This is a genomic window from Staphylococcus sp. 11511212 (assembly GCF_011394755.1).
Classification (GTDB): Bacteria; Bacillota; Bacilli; order Staphylococcales; family Staphylococcaceae; genus Staphylococcus; species Staphylococcus chromogenes.
This window is the reverse complement of record NZ_JAANBQ010000003.1, coordinates 261,348-281,680: the sequence shown is the minus strand read 5'-3', so window position 1 is coordinate 281,680 and position 20,333 is coordinate 261,348. Positions and strand designations below refer to the sequence as shown.

21 protein-coding genes are annotated in these 20,333 nt (G+C 34.9%); 2 read left to right on the top strand and 19 right to left on the bottom strand.

The features are described 5' to 3' along the window. Positions 1 to 102 precede the first annotated feature (102 nt). Positions 103 to 993 carry a deoxyribonuclease IV gene (locus G8Y84_RS02795; protein WP_103158625.1) on the bottom strand — a complete coding sequence of 297 codons (891 nt, stop codon included), beginning with the start codon at positions 991 to 993 and terminating at the stop codon, positions 103 to 105. 13 nt (positions 994 to 1,006) lie between these two features. Then, positions 1,007 to 2,347, bottom strand: coding sequence for a DEAD/DEAH box helicase (locus G8Y84_RS02790; protein WP_037574006.1), 1,341 nt, complete (start codon positions 2,345 to 2,347; stop codon positions 1,007 to 1,009). A 186-nt stretch (positions 2,348 to 2,533) separates the two neighbouring features. On the opposite strand from G8Y84_RS02790, the gene G8Y84_RS02785 reads away from it, so the two are divergent. Beyond that, a complete protein-coding gene (locus G8Y84_RS02785) occupies positions 2,534 to 3,502 on the top strand; it encodes a 4-hydroxy-3-methylbut-2-enyl diphosphate reductase (protein ID WP_037574009.1) in 969 nt (322 codons plus the stop codon). 144 nt (positions 3,503 to 3,646) lie between these two features. Here G8Y84_RS02785 and G8Y84_RS02780 read toward each other — a convergent pair whose 3' ends face one another. The 6 genes from G8Y84_RS02780 to ccpN form a co-directional block, all read right to left on the bottom strand. After that, a complete protein-coding gene (locus G8Y84_RS02780) occupies positions 3,647 to 4,747 on the bottom strand; it encodes a Nif3-like dinuclear metal center hexameric protein (RefSeq protein WP_107363428.1) in 1,101 nt (366 codons plus the stop codon). Next, complete coding sequence (locus G8Y84_RS02775; RefSeq protein ID WP_105965455.1) at positions 4,744 to 5,421, bottom strand: tRNA (adenine(22)-N(1))-methyltransferase; 678 nt, start codon at positions 5,419 to 5,421, stop codon at positions 4,744 to 4,746. The genes G8Y84_RS02780 and G8Y84_RS02775 overlap by 4 nt, the downstream gene beginning before the upstream one ends. 162 nt (positions 5,422 to 5,583) lie before the next feature. Next, positions 5,584 to 6,693 (bottom strand): RNA polymerase sigma factor RpoD, encoded by a 1,110-nt coding sequence (gene rpoD / locus G8Y84_RS02770; RefSeq protein ID WP_019165210.1) that lies wholly within the window; start codon positions 6,691 to 6,693, stop codon positions 5,584 to 5,586. Between the two features lie 17 nt (positions 6,694 to 6,710). After that, complete coding sequence (gene dnaG / locus G8Y84_RS02765) at positions 6,711 to 8,495, bottom strand: DNA primase (protein WP_136731877.1); 1,785 nt, start codon at positions 8,493 to 8,495, stop codon at positions 6,711 to 6,713. A 71-nt stretch (positions 8,496 to 8,566) separates the two neighbouring features. Then, on the bottom strand, positions 8,567 to 9,391 hold the full coding sequence (locus G8Y84_RS02760) for a pyruvate, water dikinase regulatory protein (protein ID WP_107363426.1): 825 nt from the start codon (positions 9,389 to 9,391) through the stop codon (positions 8,567 to 8,569). A gap of 15 nt (positions 9,392 to 9,406) precedes the next feature. Then, positions 9,407 to 10,030: a transcriptional regulator CcpN gene (gene ccpN / locus G8Y84_RS02755; protein ID WP_103158618.1), complete on the bottom strand. Its 624-nt coding sequence runs from the start codon at positions 10,028 to 10,030 to the stop codon at positions 9,407 to 9,409. 420 nt (positions 10,031 to 10,450) lie between these two features. On the opposite strand from ccpN, the gene G8Y84_RS02750 reads away from it, so the two are divergent. Next, positions 10,451 to 11,842: a glycine--tRNA ligase gene (locus G8Y84_RS02750; RefSeq protein WP_037574027.1), complete on the top strand. Its 1,392-nt coding sequence runs from the start codon at positions 10,451 to 10,453 to the stop codon at positions 11,840 to 11,842. Between the two features lie 89 nt (positions 11,843 to 11,931). Here G8Y84_RS02750 and recO read toward each other — a convergent pair whose 3' ends face one another. The 11 genes from recO to mtaB all read right to left on the bottom strand — a co-directional run bounded on the left by recO (position 11,932) and on the right by mtaB (position 20,333). Beyond that, positions 11,932 to 12,705 carry a DNA repair protein RecO gene (gene recO / locus G8Y84_RS02745; RefSeq protein ID WP_165806098.1) on the bottom strand — a complete coding sequence of 258 codons (774 nt, stop codon included), beginning with the start codon at positions 12,703 to 12,705 and terminating at the stop codon, positions 11,932 to 11,934. 22 nt (positions 12,706 to 12,727) lie between these two features. Further along, on the bottom strand, positions 12,728 to 13,624 hold the full coding sequence (gene era, locus G8Y84_RS02740; protein ID WP_105965450.1) for a GTPase Era: 897 nt from the start codon (positions 13,622 to 13,624) through the stop codon (positions 12,728 to 12,730). A gap of 1 nt (position 13,625) precedes the next feature. Next, complete coding sequence (gene cdd / locus G8Y84_RS02735) at positions 13,626 to 14,030, bottom strand: cytidine deaminase (RefSeq protein WP_037574034.1); 405 nt, start codon at positions 14,028 to 14,030, stop codon at positions 13,626 to 13,628. Between the two features lie 14 nt (positions 14,031 to 14,044). Next, positions 14,045 to 14,380: a diacylglycerol kinase family protein gene (locus tag G8Y84_RS02730; RefSeq protein ID WP_229717290.1), complete on the bottom strand. Its 336-nt coding sequence runs from the start codon at positions 14,378 to 14,380 to the stop codon at positions 14,045 to 14,047. Then, on the bottom strand, positions 14,380 to 14,844 hold the full coding sequence (gene ybeY, locus G8Y84_RS02725) for an rRNA maturation RNase YbeY (protein ID WP_165806097.1): 465 nt from the start codon (positions 14,842 to 14,844) through the stop codon (positions 14,380 to 14,382). Before ybeY ends, G8Y84_RS02730 begins: the two co-directional genes overlap by 1 nt. Continuing rightward, positions 14,844 to 15,791, bottom strand: coding sequence for a PhoH family protein (locus G8Y84_RS02720; protein ID WP_037574043.1), 948 nt, complete (start codon positions 15,789 to 15,791; stop codon positions 14,844 to 14,846). The genes ybeY and G8Y84_RS02720 overlap by 1 nt, the downstream gene beginning before the upstream one ends. Positions 15,792 to 16,137: 346 nt before the next feature. Next, positions 16,138 to 16,755: a hypothetical protein gene (locus G8Y84_RS02715; protein ID WP_037574045.1), complete on the bottom strand. Its 618-nt coding sequence runs from the start codon at positions 16,753 to 16,755 to the stop codon at positions 16,138 to 16,140. 12 nt (positions 16,756 to 16,767) lie between these two features. Next, positions 16,768 to 17,766, bottom strand: a complete 999-nt coding sequence (gene floA, locus G8Y84_RS02710; RefSeq protein ID WP_037574047.1) for a flotillin-like protein FloA — start codon at positions 17,764 to 17,766, stop codon at positions 16,768 to 16,770. A gap of 12 nt (positions 17,767 to 17,778) precedes the next feature. After that, positions 17,779 to 18,486 carry an NfeD family protein gene (locus G8Y84_RS02705; RefSeq protein ID WP_037574050.1) on the bottom strand — a complete coding sequence of 236 codons (708 nt, stop codon included), beginning with the start codon at positions 18,484 to 18,486 and terminating at the stop codon, positions 17,779 to 17,781. A 193-nt stretch (positions 18,487 to 18,679) separates the two neighbouring features. Next, positions 18,680 to 18,856 (bottom strand): 30S ribosomal protein S21, encoded by a 177-nt coding sequence (rpsU, locus tag G8Y84_RS02700; RefSeq protein WP_002471046.1) that lies wholly within the window; start codon positions 18,854 to 18,856, stop codon positions 18,680 to 18,682. A gap of 130 nt (positions 18,857 to 18,986) precedes the next feature. Further along, positions 18,987 to 20,333: a tRNA (N(6)-L-threonylcarbamoyladenosine(37)-C(2))-methylthiotransferase MtaB gene (mtaB, locus tag G8Y84_RS02695; RefSeq protein ID WP_037574053.1), complete on the bottom strand. Its 1,347-nt coding sequence runs from the start codon at positions 20,331 to 20,333 to the stop codon at positions 18,987 to 18,989.

Sequence of the window (20,333 nt, the reverse complement as noted above, 5' to 3'; positions counted from 1 at the left end):
AAAGTAATGTAAATAGTAATGTTTACGAAAAATAATAGAATAGCGATCTTTGTAACAAAAAACACCATACAAGCGTCATTGCTTGTACGGTGATATCTTGTCCTATAAAGAAACAATTTTGTTTTTCATTTCTGGATCGAATTTTTCATTTCTAAAAGCTTCAATTTCAAATTTGTAAGGTGGCTTTTTATTTTTCTTATCTTCGCCAACATAAGGAGTTTCTAAAATTTTAGGTATATTTTCAAATTGAGGATGATGAACCACATAGTTTAAAGCATCGAAACCGATATGGCCAAAACCTATATTTTCATGACGGTCTTTATGTGCTTCACGTGGGTTTTTACTGTCATTAACATGAACAACTTTAATACGATCTACACCAATGATTTTGTCAAATTCATTGAGAACCCCATCGAAGTCGTTGACGACATCATATCCAGCATCATGAATATGGCAAGTATCTAAACAAATAGAAAGTCGTTCATTATGTGTGACACCGTCGATAATTTGAGCGATTTCTTCAAATGTTCGCCCTATTTCAGATCCTTTACCTGCCATTGTTTCAAGTGCAATACGCACATCATTATTATTTGTTAAAACTTCATTGAGGCCTTCAATAATGCGTTTAATGCCTACATCAGCTCCTGCGCCAACATGGCTACCAGGGTGAAGAACGATATCCTTCGCACCAATTGCTTCTGTACGTTCGATTTCATTTTGTAAAAAATTAACACCTAATTCAAAGACTTCAGGTTTATTTGTATTTGCTATGTTGATGATATAAGGTGCGTGAACGACAATATTTGAAAGTCCATATTCTTTCATAGCAGCGTGACCAGCTTCGATATTTAAATCTTCAATAGCTTTTCTTCGCGTATTTTGAGGCGCCCCTGTATAAATCATAAAAGTAGATGCGCCGTATTGATGTGCCTCTTCTGCAGAGGCTAACAACATTTTTTTACCACTCATTGAAACATGTGAGCCTATTAACATGTGAATCCAACCTTTATTTTTTATTTTTTCGATCAAGACGTTTTTTACGTCTACTATGCTGACGTTTTTCTTGTCTTTTTAAGTTTTCAACTTCTTGTTTAAATTTCTTTTTGTAGCCAGGTTTAACTTTTTTCTTGTTATTTCGTTTTATTTTATTCTTTACTTGTTGGGTAATGTGGTCATCTTGTTTTTGACGTAATTTTCTCGTATTGTGCGCTTTAATTGGACGTAATTCACCGTTTTTGATGTCAACATTTTCAAAGTGATACCCTTTTTGTTCTATTTGTTGAATGAGATATTCTTCATCAGGCTTATATAAGGTAATAGCAATACCCTTATAATTCCCTCTACCTGTACGGCCAACGCGGTGTGTAAAGAAATCTATATCTAATGGCACATCGTAGTTAATGACATGACTCACCCCTTCAATATCAATACCACGTGACGCTAAATCACTGGCGATAACATATTGAAAGTCTAAATTACGGATGCGTTTCATTTGTTGTTTACGTTCACGAGGTGATAAGCCCCCATGAATCATACCGACTTGAATCCCTTTTTGATTCAAATTCTCTGCTAAATCATTCGCATTTTCACGGCTATTACAGAAAATAATACCTAGATAAGGATTAATTGTGTCGATAAGTTCAATCGTCTTTTCTAATTTGTTCGTACCTCGCGTTGGAATTAAATAAAATGTAATGTTTTTTTTGTTTTTCTGCTCTGCTTTTACTTCGACAAACTCCGGGTTCTCTAAATATTTATTTAAGAAAGGATGTAATGATTTTGGAATGGTTGCACTAAATACAGCCATTTTAGCTTCAGAATCTAATCGAGAAGCAATTTGATCAACTTCTTGTATTAAACCTAAATCAATCATTAAATCCGCTTCGTCTATGACAAGTTGTTGTGCGAGATGTACATGTAAAGCCCCTATTTTAGATAAATCGTTAATACGTGTAGGGGTACCAATAACAACTTGAGGTTGTTGCGTCGTTTTTTGTTTGTCTTTTTCGAAGTCTGTGCCTCCAATGAAAAGACTCACCTTCACACCTTGTTTATGAGAGGCAAGTTGCAGTGCTGCATGGTAAAGTTGAGTTGCTAATTCTCTAGTTGGTGCGAGAATAACTGCTTGAGGTTCTGTAATTTGAGTATCTAATAATTGGAATATAGGTAGTAAAAAAGAGTGAGATTTACCTGTTCCAGTTTGTGATTGACCAATTAAATTGACGCGTTTTAATAATTTAGGAATAACACGTTGTTGTACGTCTGTCGGTTGTTTAAAGTTTAATTCATCAATGGCTGAAATTAAACTCAGGTCAAAATTAAAATGACCAAATGGATGCTTAGGCATGAATGGCCCTCCTTAATATATCGTCTCTATATTATATAGGAATTTCACGTGATTGAAAACTAGTGCTGTCAAAACTGAAAAATTGAGAAATTTTGATTAGATTTTGTTTGAACTCCCCTACTTGTTTAGTTTCCTTCAGGTCATGAAGTTGTTATAATATACCATTGAAGGAGGGTCCGTTATATTATGGAAATTATAAAAATTACCCCGAGAGGTTATTGTTATGGTGTCGTCGATGCAATGGTGATTGCACGTAATGCCTCTTTAGATCCGAATTTACCAAGACCCATATATATTTTAGGAATGATTGTCCATAATAAACATGTGACAGATGCATTCGAATCAGACGGTATAATCACATTAGATGGTCCAAACCGCTTAGAAATATTAAATCAAATTGATCAAGGGACTGTTATTTTTACAGCACATGGTGTTTCCCCTGAAGTGAAACGTCGCGCAAAAGAAAAAGGATTAACATGTATTGATGCAACATGCCCAGATGTGGAAAATACACATGCATTAATCAGAGAAAAGAAATCAGAAGGCTATCATGTGATATATATTGGGAAAAAAGGACATCCTGAACCGGAGGGCGCTGTTGGAGTTGCCCCTGACGTTGTCCATTTGGTTGAAACAAAAGATGATGTGGCAGCCTTGCCTGAATCACTTGAACAATATCCACTGATTGTTACGAACCAAACCACAATGTCCCAATGGGATGTGATGCATTTAATGGAAGAGTTGCAAGAAAAATATCCACATATTGAGCAACATAAAGAAATTTGCCAAGCAACACAAGTTCGTCAAGAAGCGGTGGCTAATCAAGCTGGCAGTGCTGATTTACTCATCGTTGTTGGAGACCCGAAAAGTAATAATTCCAATAGACTGGCACAAGTGTCAAAAGATATTGCGCACACTAATTCCTATAGAATTGCCGATTTATCACAATTACAGCTTGAATGGCTAGATGGAGTTGAAACTGTCGCTGTCACTGCGGGTGCTTCTACGCCAACACCTATTGTAAAAGAAGTGATTAACTTCTTAAAAAATTATGATCCTGGAAATCCAGAAACACATCAAGTTCAGTCGCATGTCCCTGTTGAAAAAATCTTACCTAAAATTAAGCAAGCCAAACCTGTTAAAATTATGGAGTAAAAAACACGCCCTTTTGTTAAGGCGTGTTTTTTTATCGCTACACGAGATTGATTTTTATAAATGTAGAGTAAATATTGTAAGATTCAAAATAAGATACATGGAAAGGTTAATATAATAGTGAATCGTATAAGAAATTTGATGAAATTAATAATAAAGGAATGGATCTGTATGTGTTTCAGATGGAATGATTTTAAAACTTTTGTCGGCTTTTAACCATTCGGATAACAAGTTTACTAATCCTTCTTTCATGACGTGTTCGCTATAATGATTAATATCAATTAAATTGACACCTGCAATTTTGGCGTCTAATGCTTCATGATGCTTAATATCACCTGTAATAAAAACATCAGCACCCTTTTCAAAAGCGAGTTGTTCATATCCGATTCCGGCCCCACCAATAATAGCTACCGTATTAATTTCTGTTTCAGAATCGCCGATGAATCGAATACTTGGCATATTTAATGTTGTTTTTAAATGATTAATAAAAGATTCTACTGAATACGATTTTTCAAGTTTGCCTATCATACCAAGCCCTTGATTTAAATTTTTAGTTAACGGTATAAAATCATAAACGGGTGTTTCATAAGGATGCGCTTCATGAATTAGCGCGCGCGCTTTTTCTTTTTGAAACGATTCTATCATGAATTCTATTTTTACTTCTGTAACATTTTCTACTTCTCCTAATGAACCAATTGTTGGTTTTGCTTCGCCCACAGGTTTAAATTGGCCTGTTCCTTTTGAACTAAAAAAGGCATATTCGTAATTGCCCTCTTTGGCAAGACCTGCACGACTCATAGCATCTTTAAATGATGTGGCATGTGTTTCGGGAATAAACACTTGGACTTTGTAATATGTTGTTTGATTTTGTTCTAATATATTAGGCGCATCAATACCGATACGCTCTGCTAACATTGCATTTACACCTTTAGGGTGAACGTCAAGATTTGTATGGAGTGCTATCAAATTGATGTTATTTTGGATGAGCTTATATAAAATAGATCCGTAGCCTTTATCATCAACGATTCGCTTCATCCCTTTAAAAATTAATGGATGATGCGCAATAATTGTATTGCACCCTTTATCCATCGCTTCCAGGACAACTTCGTAAGTACAGTCCAATGTTGTAATTATGCCAGAAACCTCGTTATCAGGATTTCCGATTAAGAGTCCAACATTATCCCAGTTTTCAGCAGACTGGAATGGGACTTTTTCGTCAAGAAGAGACAATAACGTTTTTACATTCATTGATTTAACACCTCTTTAATCAACAATTGTTGTTGTGTAATTTCATTAAATCGAATTTGATGTTTTTCAGGATTTAAATGTTGTTTGATTTCATCTAATGCTTCTAATTCTCTTTCCCATTTTTCGATAAATAATTCATTAATAAGTGTATGAAGAAATGGCCCAAATTTAAAATCCTTTTCAGATAAATTCATTGTGCCTTTTTCAGCGACAATAATTTCGTATATATGCGCACGTTCTTTAATTAGTGTTTCTGTTACGATTTTATAGTTATGGTCTTGTAAAAAGCGGCGGATGGGTTCAGATTGAATGTTTGATTGTAGAATTAATCTTGGATAATTTGGAATATGTTGAAAACCATTTTTCAAAATACGTGTAATTAATGGTCCCCCCATCCCACAAATAGTGACTGTATCCACGTGATCATCATGATTCAAAATCGTTAAACCGTCGCCAAGTCGTACATTTATTTTTGATGACAGACCATGCTCTGCGACACTTTTTTGAGTTGCAGTAAAAGGTCCTTTAATGACTTCTCCAGCAATAGCTTCCTCAATTTGACCACTTTGAATTGCATAAATGGGTAAGTATGCATGGTCAGAACCAATATCGGCTAACTTTTTTCCTTTTATGTATTCACTTACTTTTAATAAACGACGATTGATTGGTATCATTACATTGCTCCTTTAAAAAAATAAAGAGAGTAAAACAGCCATCAAGTATAGTTACATATTTGATATGCTGAATCCTCCCTTATTATATCCTATTCAATTAGTACTTACGACGTCATCACTCATTTAAAATTGATGTTAATGCCTTATAGTTCACTTCTTGTTTTAATCCATGAAGTCTTTTAGACGTTTGCTTCTACTTGGGTGTCTTAGTTTACGTAATGCTTTTGCTTCGATTTGGCGGATACGTTCACGCGTCACGCCAAACACTTTACCTACTTCTTCAAGTGTACGTGTTCTACCATCATCTAATCCGAAACGAAGACGTAAAACGTTCTCTTCTCTATCAGTTAAGGTATCTAATACGTCCTCCAGTTGTTCTTTTAATAACTCATAAGCCGCGTGGTCAGAAGGACTCTGAGCTTCTTGGTCCTCAATAAAGTCACCTAAATGACTATCATCCTCTTCACCAATCGGTGTTTCAAGAGAAACAGGTTCTTGTGCGATTTTAAGAATTTCACGTACTTTTTCTGGTGGTAAGTCCATTTCTTCACCAATTTCTTCAGGTGCAGGGTCACGACCTAAGTCTTGTAATAGTTGACGTTGTACACGAATTAATTTATTAATTGTTTCAACCATGTGTACGGGAATTCGAATTGTACGCGCTTGGTCTGCAATGGCTCGTGTAATGGCTTGTCTAATCCACCATGTCGCATACGTAGAGAATTTGAATCCTTTACTAAAATCGAACTTTTCAACTGCTTTAATAAGACCCATATTCCCTTCTTGAATAAGGTCAAGGAAAAGCATACCTCGGCCAACATAACGTTTCGCAATACTTACAACCAGACGTAAATTCGCTTCAGCTAGACGGGCTTTTGCCACTTCATCCCCTTGTTCAATTCTTTTGGCAAGTTCAATTTCTTCTTGTGCACTTAATAAATCTACACGCCCAATTTCTTTCAAATACATACGTACAGGGTCATTTATTTTTACACCTGGAGGCGCACTTAAATCATTAGGATTCAATTTATCATCTGTGTCAGAACTGTCTTTTTCGTTGACAAGTTGAATATCATTATCGTTAATCATATCGAAAAATTCATCCATTTGATCTGAATCCATATCGAAGTTTTGCAATTTGTCTGCAACTTCTTCATGACTAAGGTGACCTTCTTTTTTCCCTTTTTCAATAAGTTGTTTTTTAACATCTTCTAACGTTAAAGTCGGATCGATGGTCTCTTTTTTGATTACTTTTACCTGATTATCTGACATACAAAGGCCTCCCGATATTAATCTTGACGCTTCAATCTATTTCTGTTTTTATTCACTATCATCTCTAAATAATATTTCTGAGATTCTAAATCTTTATTACGTGTTGCTTCTCGTAATTTCTCATGAAGTGATTCAAGAGAGTCTGAGTGTCTATGTTCGGTCATTACACGTATATAATCATTCATTTCATTCTCATATGGTTCATGGTTAAGCGGATAATCTACTAAATATATCAACGCTTCTTTAATTTCATTCTGATTAATATAGGTAATACACTCACTTATTTCAAATTGTTCATGACTTGAATAAAAGTCTCGTAAAACATTAAATATACGTTTAAAATACTCATTTGTAAAGTCAGTTTCTTCAATATTTTTATAAAAACTTAAAAAAACATCTTTATCATTTATGAAATGTTTTAAAACGGCTCTTTCAGCAACCGCATTTTTATTTAAACGAACGGATTGTTTTTGGGTGGGTTGCACAAATGATGAAGATTGAGAAGATTTAGGCAAAACCTTTTCTACTTCATTATTTAGACTATCTGAAGAAATTTTAAACAATCTCGATGCATCTTGAATCACTTTTTGTTTAATAATTTGCGATTGTATTAAACTAGCATCTGTAATAAATGACTTGTAATACTTCTCATAAGCCAAATCATTGCTTTCTATTTGTTCTTGATTGAGTAGTAGTTTGTATAGTACAAATGCTTTCTTTTCTGTATTTACAAAATCTAAGAAGGATTGTTTGCCATGTTTTACGATATATTCATCTGGATCCATATTTTTAGGTAATTGAACGACGAATACATCAATTTTTTGTTCTAATAATGCTTGACCTGTTTTCAAAGTCGCTAGCGTACCGGCGTTATCTCCATCAAATAGAAGTGTGACATGATTACACAATTTTTTTATAAAATGTATATGTTCATCTGATAGTTGCGTCCCCATACTTGCCACAACGTTTAGTAAACCTGCGTCACTCGCTTTAATGACATCCATAAAACCTTCTAATAGAATCATTTCATCATTTGAACGAATCGTTTTACGCGCGCGATCCAAATTATAAAGAAGTTTACGTTTTTGGAAAATGGGCGATTCAGGACTATTTAAGTACTTAGGTTCTTGATTTTTATACGTACGTCCTGAATACCCCACTATTCGCCCTTGCGCATTGGCTAATGGAAACATGATACGATCTCTAAAACGATCATAATACGTAAAATTTGTTTCATTTCTAGATAATATGCCTGCTTCATAAGCGAGATGTAACTCAAAACCTTTTTTTTCGAACAAATCAGTCGCGAAATGAGATGAATCTGGAGATAAGCCAATCTTTCTTTCTTTAATCATGTCGTCAGTGAAGCCGCGTTCATATAAATAATTTAGTGCTTTTTCACCTTCTACAGTTTTCGTAAGAATATAATGATAATAATCCACAAGTGCTTCATGCATTTGAATCATTTGTAAATCATCAGACGCCACTTGTTGGTGGGACGTTTCATCTCCTACATCGACTTTAATGTTAATTCGGTCACCTAGCTGTTTTACTGCATCAGTAAAAGACACGTTTTCAATTTCTTGGATAAATTGAAAAATATTACCGCCCTTTTTGCAACCAAAACAATGACAAATTTGCTTGTCCTCTGAGACTGTAAAAGATGGTGTTTTTTCATCATGAAAAGGACACAACCCAATATAATTGCGCCCTCTTTTTTCAAGTTTGACGTATTCACTCACGACATCTAATATATCTGTATTTTCTTTAATTTGATCAATGGTAGATTGTGGAATTCTCAAAATATATCACCTTAATCGTTTTATGAATAGCGATAATTCAGTTTATGGCAGTCTTTTAATTATATTCTAATTTAGTTTGAAAAGAAATTATTATGCTCAATAATTTGAATAATATTGTTTGCTGTTTCTTCAATAGCTTTATTGGAAACATCTAGTACAGGACACCCGATTTTTTCTACAATTTTATTAAAGTATTCTAATTCTTCCTCAATTCTTGTATCTGTAGCATAACGTGCGGAATCTGAAAGACCTAACTGTTTTAAGCGTTCTTTACGAATCGCATTTAATTTTTCAGCTGTAATTTTTAAGGCGATGCATTTTTTAGGATCGATTTCAAACAACATTTCCGGTGGATTCACTTCTGGGACGATAGGTACATTCATAACTTTATATCGTTTGTGTGCTAAATATTGTGAAATAGGCGTTTTTGATGTTCTGGAAACACCTATAAGTACAATATCTGCCTTAGGTAAGCCTTTTGGATCTTTGCCATCGTCATATTTCACCGCAAATTCCATTGCTTCAATCTTTTTAAAATAATCTTCATCTAATTTGTGAACGATACCTGGTTCGTTAATCGGTTGTTGTTGAAACGTTTCTTCCATCATGCTCATAATTGGGCCCATGATATCAACAGATTTTAAACGATTTTCAATGATTAGCGTCGCCATATAATCTCTTATATCTGGACGAACCAATGTATAAATAATCATAGCATTGTTTTCTTTAGCCAATTGGATAATTTCATCAATGTTTTGTTTGGTTTCAATATATGGGTATCGAATAACATCTGCCTTACTTTCCACGTTTTTAAACTGGGATATACAGGCTTTTGCGACAAGTTCCGCTGTTTCACCTACGGAGTCTGAAGCAATGATAATTTTCACTTTCGTCATAAGTCGTTGAACCTCCTATTGATCAAATAAAGACACAAACAATTTTGTAATAGTTGTTTTTGAAATACGGCCTGTCACAGCATATTTGCCATCCCCTTTAGATCTAACTATTGGAATGGAATCAATTTCTTTAGAAATCATTTGTCGGGCGGCATACAATAAAAGATCATTTTCTTCTAATAAGACGATATTAGGCATTCTCGTCATAATGATTTGTACAGGCATATTATGAATGTCTTGACCTGCCATCGAAGCACGTAACAAATCTTTTCTTGAGCACACTCCTACTAAATCATTTTCTTCGTTTACAATAAATAATGTTCCCACATCTTCTATAAAAATGGCACAAATTGCATCATATACAGTGACATCGCTTTTTAAAATGACAGGATGAGACTGATAATCTTTTACGATATAATGTTTAAGTTGTTCAGTAAGTAGTTGAGAGCTGGATTTTCCTGAATAAAAATATCCTACCCTCGGTCTCGCTTCTAAATAACCTGCCATGGTTAAAATTGCTAAATCAGGTCTTAAAGTCGCTCGAGTTAAATTGAGCTGATCGGCTATTTTTTCACCTGTAATAGGACCAGAATTTTTTACAATATCTACAATTTGTTGTTGACGTTTACTCAGTTCTATATTGATCTCTGCTCATTTAAAACCCTCTGGTTATGCTAATTAAATAGCAGAAATGCCTCCTTTGAGATACTAGCATCATATTTATTTTCATATGCAACGTTTTGATTTGATGAAGTATACAAATCAGTAAGTTATCAATACGACTTTCATAAAAACATACATTTAATATTATAACGGTTTATCTACCACTAGACAATTATGTTTTGCTTGCGATTCTTTTAACTATACTTTAAAATTAAATCAAAGCGAGTTAAGGATAGTGAAAGCTTAACAACTAAAATGGCTTAATGATTAATCTGAATAAAAGTGAGTGGACACACTAATTTGGGTGGAACCGCGGATTAACTATATTAATTCGTCCCAAGGCAAAGTATTTTCTTTGGCTTGGGGCTTTTTATATTTTTTAAGGAGTGTTTGATGATGGAAAAAAATATGGATCAAATTGTTCAACTCGCAAAACATAGAGGTTTTGTTTTTCCAGGTAGTGAAATTTATGGTGGTTTAGCTAATACTTGGGATTACGGCCCATTAGGTGTTGAGTTGAAAAACAATGTTAAAAAAGCATGGTGGAAAAAATTCATTACCCAATCCCCATATAATGTCGGTTTAGATGCTGCTATTTTAATGAACCCTAAAACATGGGAAGCTTCTGGACATTTAGGAAACTTTAATGATCCTATGATTGATAACAAAGACAGTAAGATTCGTTACCGTGCCGATAAACTTATTGAAGATTACATGCTAAATGAAAAAGGTGATGAAAACTTTATTGCCGACGGACTTAGTTTTGATGAAATGAAACGCATTATTGATGAAGAAGGTATTACTTGTCCGGTGAGCGGCACTGCAAATTGGACAGACATTCGTCAATTTAATTTAATGTTTAAAACATTCCAAGGGGTTACTGAAGATTCAACAAATGAAATCTTTTTACGTCCTGAAACTGCACAAGGTATATTTGTAAATTATAAAAATGTTCAACGTTCTATGCGTAAAAAGTTACCTTTTGGTATCGGCCAAATCGGTAAATCATTCCGTAATGAGATTACACCAGGTAACTTTATTTTCCGTACACGAGAGTTCGAACAAATGGAACTAGAATTCTTCTGTAAGCCAGGTACAGAAATTGAATGGCAATCTTATTGGAAAGAGTATGCTGCAAAATGGTTAACGGACTTAGGTTTAAATAAAGATAATACGCGTTTACGTGACCATGACGAAGACGAACTTTCACACTATTCAAATGCAACAACGGATATTGAGTATAAATTCCCATTTGGTTGGGGAGAACTATGGGGAATTGCAAGTCGTACAGATTATGACTTAAAACAACATAGTGAACACTCAGGTGAAGACTTTAAATATCACGATCCTGAAACTAATGAAAAATACATTCCATACTGTATTGAGCCATCATTAGGTGCTGATCGTGTAACACTCGCATTCTTATGTGATGCATACGAAGAAGAAGGTGTTGAAGGAAGCAAGGATGCGCGTACAGTATTACATTTCCATCCAGCTTTAGCGCCATATAAAGCAGCGGTATTACCTTTGAGTAAAAAATTATCAAAAGAAGCATTAAAAGTGTATGAACAATTAAGCGAAGACTTTGTTGTAGACTTTGACGAATCACAATCGATTGGTAAGCGTTATCGCCGTCAAGATGAAATTGGTACACCATATTGTATTACATTTGATTTTGATTCTTTAGAAGATAATCAAGTCACTGTACGTGACCGTGACACAATGGAACAGGTCCGTATGTCCATTAATGAACTTAATGACTTCTTAGCTGAAAAAGTTAAATTCTAAATTGAGATAATTGAAACATAGCACCCTTCTATAATTTAGAAGCCATCAAAATTTATCTGAGAATAAATTTTGATGGCTATTTTAATTTACTAATGGTCATTGGAAGAAGCATCTATGTGCGTTCTTTTTAATTGGTTAATGAGACGTTGGCTTTTAAAGTACATGCCTATATATTCTTTATAGATTAAGAGTATAAAAGATGACATTTCATCAATGATATTTTGATGAACGTGGAGTTCATTAATTTTAGATAAAGGCAGCGTTTGAAGTAAATGTGTAATGTAAATCATTTTATTTGAGAGGGGTAAAGCGTGTTCATCTAGATGTCTTTTTTGGTCGGAGAGAACACCGTTATATTTAAAACTATAAGCTGAGAAATATTTGGCTTCAGTTGAGTGAGATAACACGCAATGGTCAAGTGCAATTGTTACCCCATAACGTGGTAAACACTTTAACATAACAATGTTCGCTATGAGTTGCGGTGAGATGCCATTGTTTATTCGTTGAATTGCGAATGTTAGTAATTGATAATTTGCTTGATTGACCTCATCATTTTCCATTGAGCGTTCAATCGTTTCTAAACAAAGACTCGCATAACTATTCGTAAATATATCTACCCTCATATTGTAATTCAAATGAATCACATCAATTGAATTTAACGTCCCCATCCCACGAAATTTATTAAATATAAACAGTGCTTCCACAAAGGGTTGTGTCGTAGCTTGAACCCCTGATTTAATTTTTTTGGCACGTCTTACCATAATCGGGATTTTGGCGCCATGCTCATTTAAAATCGTGATGATACGATCGGATTCTCCGTAATCGACTGCTTTAATAATGATGCCTTTTTGTTTAACGAGCATGCCTTCACCACCCTAACTCCTATTATTCATCTTCAACATATCCCATTTGTTTAATAAAACTAGATTTGTTTCTCCAATCTTTTTGTACTTTTACCCATAAATCTAAATAGACTTTTGAGCCTAATAAATGTTCAATATCTCTACGCGCTCTTTGTCCTATCGTTTTAAGTTTTTTTCCACCTTTACCAATCACGATCCCTTTTTGCGAGTCTCTTTCAACGTAAATAGTGGCTTCTACACGGACACGATCTTCAGATTCTTGAATCATTCTTTCCACATTAACACCAATAGAATGTGGTATTTCTTCAGTCGTTGTTTCGAGAATTTTTTCACGGATTAATTCACTTACAACAAACTGTTCAGGGTGATCAGAGATTTGACCATCTGGATAATATTGAGGGCCTTCCGGTAAATAAGTTTTAAGAACACTGATAAAATGATCAATATTAAGACCCTCGAGAGCAGAAATTGGAATAATCTCTGTAAAATCCATATATTTTTGGTAAGCTTCAATTTTTGGCATTAAAGCATCTGGATGCACTAAATCTATCTTATTTAAAACTAAGAAGACTGGTGTTTTAACTGTTTTTAACATTTCCATAATGTATTCATCGCCACGACCGATATCTTCATTCACATTGACCATAAACATGACTGCATCAATTTCGGACAGTGTGTTTTTAGCAACTTTCATCATATAATCGCCTAATTTATGTTTAGGTTTGTGAATACCTGGCGTGTCTAAAAATATGATTTGAGCATCATTTGTTGTCATCACGCCTTGGATTTTATTACGTGTAGTCTGGGCTTTATCGGACATTATAGCGATTTTATGTCCGATAACTCGGTTAACAAATGTCGATTTACCCACATTTGGACGACCAATGATAGTTACAAATCCTGACTTGTATTCGTTCATGTTATTTTAAATCCTTTCCTGAAAAGCCTAATGGTAATAATTCTGCAACAGTTAACATTTTCATGTTACCTGTCTGGTTCGTCATATAAACGGGCATATCATCATCACACAACTCTTTAAGTACTTGTCGACATGAACCACAAGGTGAAGAAACCTCTGGACTATCAACAGTGACAGTGATAGATTCAAAGTCTCCTGGACGATAACCTTGTGCTATCGCAGAGACAAGTGCTGAACGCTCAGCACAGATTGTCGATGGGTAAGCCGCATTTTCTACATTTGCGCCATAAAATGCTTGTCCATCTTTTGTTTTTAAATATGCCCCTACTTTAAATTGACTGTAAGGTGCATACGCGTTTTGTTGTGCTTTTCTTACTTCGTTGAAATGGTGTTCTGTATAACTCATAAAATATCACGCCCTTAAAATAGTCTTGGAAGAAAAATCATTAAACCAATAATGATTGAAAATATTGAAGCGAGTAACACACTAAATGCAGCAATGTCTTTGGCGTACTTTGCCCAAATGTGATAATCTTCAGTGGTTAAATCCACCGCATATTCGATTGCTGTATTGATTGCCTCAGTAATAAGTACACTAAAAATAGCAATTAATAAAAAGAACCATTCAAATTTTGATACGTCAAAATAAACTCCTAAAATAACGACAAGAATTGCTGCGACGATATGAATCAAAAAATTGGCGTCTTTACGTAATAATGTCAAACCTCCCTCAACGGCAGGTTTAAAACGTTTTATCATTTATCTCTTGTCAACCCATATTTATTAAGAATATCATCTTGTCGTTGAAACATTTCTTTTTCATCTGCTTCAGTCATATGATCATAGCCGAGTAAATGTAAAAATCCATGAAGCGCTAAAAAGCCTAATTCTCTCTCAAAAGAATGGTTATAGGCTTGAGCTTGTTCTGCAGCGACATCTGCACAAATAATAATATCTCCTAGTATGCGTGGCATGTCTACGCCTTCAATAATAGGCTCCTCTTCCTCAAAAGCAAAGGAGATAACATCCGTCACTTTATCTTTTTGACGATAATCTCGATTAATCGCTTGGATTTCTTCTTTGTTCACAAATGAAAATGATAATTCTGCATCATCTGTAATTCGTTCAAATTCTTTAGCAAAGGTTAAAAGTGCTTCAATATGTTGAAACCATTCGTTTTGAACTTCTCCAGTATGATCTGTAAAGTCTATTGTAAACATCAAGCTTCCTCCTCATATCTTGAAATGATGCGGCCTACTAATGGATGACGAACGACATCTGCTTGATCTAAGTATTGAATACTTAACCCTTTAACAGATTGCAGTCTTGTTTCTGCTTCAATTAGACCACTTTTAATCCCTTTAGGTAGGTCAATTTGTGTTTTATCGCCAGTGACGACCATTTTTGATCCGAATCCTAGGCGCGTTAAAAACATTTTCATTTGTGCATGAGTTGTATTTTGAGCTTCATCAAGGATAACAAATGCATCTTCAAGGGTACGTCCCCTCATATAAGCTAAAGGTGCAATCTCTATGACGCCTTTTTCAATGAGTCTTTCGGTAGCCTCTGCACCTAATACAGTATTCAAACCATCATAAAGCGGTCGTAAGTATGGGTCAACTTTCTCTTTTAAGTCGCCGGGTAAAAATCCTAATGATTCTCCCGCTTCAACAGCAGGTCTTGTTAAAACGATACGCTTAACTTGGCCTGCACGTAAAGCTTTTGCAGCGAAGACAACAGCTAGAAATGTTTTCCCTGTTCCTGCAGGGCCAATACCGAAAACGAGATCATGATTTTTAATAGCATGAATATACATTCTTTGCCCCATGGTTTTTGCACGAATAATTTTCCCATGAGCATCTCGTGCAATTTCCTCTTCGTATAAATCAATAAGGTTTTGAATCGTTCCGTTTTTAGCCATTTTTATAGCCGCTTGTACATCTTTGACAGAAATTGAAGCCCCTTGTTCAATTACTTTTAATAAGTTTTTTAGCACTTCTTCTGCTTGTGAGACTTCGTTTAATTGTTGACCTTGAACAGCCACTTCTTGACCCCTTGCGTGAATAACAACATCAAAAGCATCTTCTATTAAATGAATATACTCATCATTATTTCCAAATAACGCTTGAGCTTGATGTATGTCATCGATTTGAATCATTTCAGGCATATACTTGCTCCTTTACTGATAATGTATGATTAATGTACCAAACATGTTTGAATGCATTCAATACTTAACCTAACATGTTTATTCTTATTATATCATGGAGTAAACAATTAAATGCACCTATTTGAACTGAACCTTTAGGAATGTAAATGAGGTTGCAATAATGAAGACGCAATTCCATTTATAAAACATATTACGATTTACAAATTAAATTAAGCATAAGAAAAGGACTCAAATTTTCATCATCTGAGTCCTTTTTATTTTAAGATAACATAGAGGGTTAGATTGTTTATCTAAAAAACTTATATTCAACCATTATTCCCCCTACTTCATCTCATTTGAAAGTGAGTTAGTTTAGTTGTTTCCGTTTATCAATGACCTCTGCCCAAATAATCCCATTAACGACTTCATTATCAGAAAAAGTGAGATCACCTTTCATTTGTTGGCGCTTCCTTGAATTCGCTAACAGTTGTTTTAGCTTGATTCTTTTTGCTCTTGGAGAAAGGTACTGATCTTCGATGATACTTTTTGCTCGCCGTTCAATATGACTAATTTGTTTTTGACGTTCTCGATTTAATTGTTCGTCTAATGAAGTAATATCTCCCTGTAACGTTTCCCATAATTCCTTTTGCACCTCTTGTTGATCTTTTCGCGAGTTTTGTGCGCGCCTTGGAGCAACTTCTGGTGTTTGTTGTGTTTCAGTTGGGGAACGTGGGATATCATGTTGGATAGGTTTGGGCTGTGTTGTTTTTTCTTTTGGTGCTTTTGGTACTTCATCAAATTCTTTATCTAGTTCAGTTTCCATCTCTTTTAAAGTTTTTTCAATTTTTTCCATAAAAGATTTGGATTGATTCGATTGTGAAGGTGGTGGAGGCGTTTGCTTGCGCTTTTCATGACTTTTATCATTAACCGCTGAAATGATTGTTACGATGACGCTAATGATAAAAATAATCAATCCTATGCTCATAACCTCACCCCATTACTGTTCATTATGATTTTCTTTAGCGTTTTGTGAACTCTTATTAATTGCTTCTCTCATGCCAGTATCAGCTTCAATATTTTTTAAATTATAATAATCTTTGACACCGATATTTCCAGAACGTAATGCTTCTGCCATTGCAAGAGGAACTTCCGCTTCTGCTTCAACAACTTTAGCATGCATTTCTTGAACGCGTGCTTTCATTTCTTGTTCTTGAGCAACAGCCATCGCACGTCTTTCTTCTGCTTTTGCTTGTGCTATGTTTTTATCAGCAATCGCTTGTTCGGTTTGTAAATCGGCACCAATGTTTTTACTAATATCAACATCTGCAATATCGATTGATAAGATTTCAAAAGCGGTACCAGAATCTAAACCTTTACTTAATACTGTTTTAGATATATTATCGGGATTTTCTAAAACTTCAGTGTGATGCTGACTAGAACCGATTGTAGAAACTATCCCTTCACCCACACGGGCAATAATTGTATCTTCTCCGGCACCCCCAACAAGTCGAGAAATGTTTGCCCGTACAGTAATGCGAGCTTTGGCTTTGACTTCAATACCATTCATAGCGACACCCGCAATAAATGGTGTTTCAATAACTTTAGGGTTTACAGACATTTGTACGGCTTCTAAAACGTCACGTCCAGCTAAATCAATGGCTGCACCACGTTCAAAAGGCAAGTTGATATCTGCACGTTGCGCTGCAATATTAGCATCTACAACGCGGTCTACATTACCACCAGCTAAATAATGCGATTCTAACTGATTAGTTGTTAATTTTAAGCCGGCTTTATGGGCTTTAATTAATGGTCCAATTACTTTTCTTGGAGAAACACGACGTAAACGCATTCCTACTAAAGTTCCAATTCCAACATGGACACCAGCAGCAAGCGCTGAAATCCAGAGACCCACAGGCACAAATGAAAATAGTATCATTAGTGCAACGATGATCAATACAACAATCACGATGAAAGAAATAAATCCAGTTGTAAACATATTGACACTCCTTTAATTTTTATTCAATTCACGTACAACTACGCGAGTACCTTCAACTTCAATGATTTCAACTTTGATATCTTTATTGATGAAAGAGCCCTCTGATACAGCATCTATACGTTCGTTATCATATAAGATGATCCCAGCGGGACGTAAATCTGTAAGTGTCATTGCAGTTGTACCCACAAGATATGAACGATCATTGTGTGACGAATAACCAGACTCTTTGTTAGTCGAATCTTTTAGGACGACGTTTTCAAAAAAGGATATTTTTTTCTTGAAAAATTTCACTAAAATCACCCATTCTATAATAGCAAGAATTAATGCGATGCATACGTTTAGGAGCATAATTGGAAGATTATCACCCATCGTAATAATACTAAAGATGATTAAGGCCATACCTATTAAGCCTAACACAGCACCGACGACAAATAATTCAATAATAACAAGAAGCACACCAATACAGAATATGATGATAGTAATTGCGGAAATAGTCCCTTCGACTAAAAAGCCTAAAAAGATTAAAAGTAAAGCTAATATTGCTAGAATACCAACCCAATTAAATGATTTTGAATAGAGTTGATACACAAACCCTAAAAACAAGATACATAAAAGAAGTAATGATACCGTTGGGTTTGTTATCCAACTTGAAAAAGTTGTTGCAAGATTTTGATTTTGCGTTGAGCTAAGAACCTCTAGCATATGTATTGAAAACGGCATGAAACAGACACCTCACTCTCTCTTTGTAGTATACATGAAATTCTTGCATACTAATAGTGATAAAGTTAAATGAAAATGAATATATTCAGAAACAACAAAAAACCTCAAACAGCCTTTATAAAAAAGGTGTTTGAGGTTTTATTTATCATTTAATTTGAACGTTGAGGGAGTTCAATACAATGATAGGTTAAAATTATCTGAATTTACGTTTACGAGCCGCTTCAGATTTCTTTTTACGTTTTACACTTGGTTTTTCATAGAATTCGCGTTTACGAACTTCTTGGATTGTACCGCTTTTAGAAACTGAGCGTTTAAAACGACGTAAAGCATCTTCTAATGATTCGTTTTTACGGACTACTGTTTTAGACATCTGTATTTCCCTCCCTCCAACTATCAAGAAAACTTTTATTCAGTGTTTACATGTCACAAGTTTGTGCCATGTAAACACTAGTATAAGTTAAATCTTAATTATGGTCAATGTTGAATTATACAATTTCTGTTTAAATAAGTATCTCTTCTTCTGATTTGTTTGAAGCGTGTTCCACCACTCTCAATAAATGACCTTCATTAATAGGATATCCGGCTTTAGAAATTTTAACTTTGCAAATTTGTCCAATAAGAGATTCATCTCCGGAAAATTGCACTTTCATGTAATTATCAGCATAGCCAACTAACACTCCATCTTCAGAGCCCTTTTCTTCTGGAATCACTTCTAGAACGTCATTCTCAAAATGAGAAGCATACGATTTAGCAAGTTGATCGCTTAATTCAATGAGACGATGAACACGTTCATTTTTTACGCTTTCATCAATTTGATTATCCATTCTTGCGGCAGGTGTTCCTATACGTTGTGAATACGGAAAGACGTGTAATTCAGAAAAATGATGATTGACAATGAAATCATAAGTTTCTTGGAACTCTTGTTCTGTCTCTCCTGGAAAGCCTACAATAACATCACTAGTGATGGCTAAGCCGGGTAAAGCCTCATGTAACTTTGTGATTCTTTCAGAAAAGTGGGCCATCGAGTATTTACGTCTCATACGTTTTAAGACACTATCAGACCCAGATTGTAAAGGAACATGTAAATGACGTACCACTTTTGAAGAGTTTTGAAGCACCTCAATCACTTCATCAGTCAATTGGCTTGCTTCGATAGAAGAAATACGAATACGTTCTAAGCCTTCAATTTCTTCAAGATCTCTTAAAAGCTGGGCTAAATTATAATCTTTTAAGTCTTGACCGTATCCACCAGTATGAATCCCCGTCAATACAATTTCTTTATAACCGGAGTTCACAAGCGTTGTTGCTTGTTCAACCACTTTTTGTGGATCACGTGAACGCATTAAACCTCTTGCCCAAGGGATAATGCAAAACGTACAAAAGTTATTACAACCTTCTTGAATTTTTAAAGAAGCACGTGTTCTATCTGTAAAATAAGGCACATCTAACTCTTCATAAGTTCGGTTTTTCATAATGTTACTTACACCGTTAATTGGCTGACGTTCATTTTTATAAGTTTCAATGTAAGTCAATAACTTATGTCTGTCTTGTGTACCTACAACAATATCTACACCTGGAATCTCCATGATTTCTGCTGAAGAAGTTTGAGCGTAACAACCTGTTACACAAACGACTGCATCAGGATTGTTTCGGATGGCACGACGTATCACTTGACGGCTTTTTTTATCACCTGTATTGGTTACAGTACATGTATTAATAACAAATACATCTGCATTTTGTTCGAAGTCAACGCGTTCATAAGACGCTTCTTTAAATAGTTGCCAAATGGCTTCTGTTTCATAATGGTTAACTTTACAACCTAAAGTATGAAATGCAACGGTTGACAT

Bases quoted from the DNA above. Each gene is read 5' to 3' on its own strand.
- G8Y84_RS02795 (WP_103158625.1), bottom strand. From the start codon at position 993: ATGTTAATAGGCTCACATGTTTCAATGAGTGGTAAAAAAATGTTGTTA.
- G8Y84_RS02790 (WP_037574006.1), bottom strand. From the start codon at position 2,347: ATGCCTAAGCATCCATTTGGTCATTTTAATTTTGACCTGAGTTTAATT.
- G8Y84_RS02785 (WP_037574009.1), top strand. From the start codon at position 2,534: ATGGAAATTATAAAAATTACCCCGAGAGGTTATTGTTATGGTGTCGTC.
- G8Y84_RS02780 (WP_107363428.1), bottom strand. From the start codon at position 4,747: ATGAATGTAAAAACGTTATTGTCTCTTCTTGACGAAAAAGTCCCATTC.
- G8Y84_RS02775 (WP_105965455.1), bottom strand. From the start codon at position 5,421: ATGATACCAATCAATCGTCGTTTATTAAAAGTAAGTGAATACATAAAA.
- rpoD (WP_019165210.1), bottom strand. From the start codon at position 6,693: ATGTCAGATAATCAGGTAAAAGTAATCAAAAAAGAGACCATCGATCCG.
- G8Y84_RS02760 (WP_107363426.1), bottom strand. From the start codon at position 9,391: ATGACGAAAGTGAAAATTATCATTGCTTCAGACTCCGTAGGTGAAACA.
- G8Y84_RS02750 (WP_037574027.1), top strand. From the start codon at position 10,451: ATGGAAAAAAATATGGATCAAATTGTTCAACTCGCAAAACATAGAGGT.
- recO (WP_165806098.1), bottom strand. From the start codon at position 12,705: ATGCTCGTTAAACAAAAAGGCATCATTATTAAAGCAGTCGATTACGGA.
- era (WP_105965450.1), bottom strand. From the start codon at position 13,624: ATGAACGAATACAAGTCAGGATTTGTAACTATCATTGGTCGTCCAAAT.
- cdd (WP_037574034.1), bottom strand. From the start codon at position 14,030: ATGAGTTATACAGAACACCATTTCAACGAAGTAAGAAAAGCACAACAA.
- ybeY (WP_165806097.1), bottom strand. From the start codon at position 14,844: ATGTTTACAATAGACTTTACAGATCATACTGGAGAAGTTCAAAACGAA.
- G8Y84_RS02720 (WP_037574043.1), bottom strand. From the start codon at position 15,791: ATGCCTGAAATGATTCAAATCGATGACATACATCAAGCTCAAGCGTTA.
- G8Y84_RS02715 (WP_037574045.1), bottom strand. From the start codon at position 16,755: ATGAGCATAGGATTGATTATTTTTATCATTAGCGTCATCGTAACAATC.
- floA (WP_037574047.1), bottom strand. From the start codon at position 17,766: ATGTTTACAACTGGATTTATTTCTTTCATCGTGATTGTTGTATTGATC.
- G8Y84_RS02705 (WP_037574050.1), bottom strand. From the start codon at position 18,486: ATGCCGTTTTCAATACATATGCTAGAGGTTCTTAGCTCAACGCAAAAT.
- rpsU (WP_002471046.1), bottom strand. From the start codon at position 18,856: ATGTCTAAAACAGTAGTCCGTAAAAACGAATCATTAGAAGATGCTTTA.
- mtaB (WP_037574053.1), bottom strand. From the start codon at position 20,333: ATGTCAACCGTTGCATTTCATACTTTAGGTTGTAAAGTTAACCATTAT.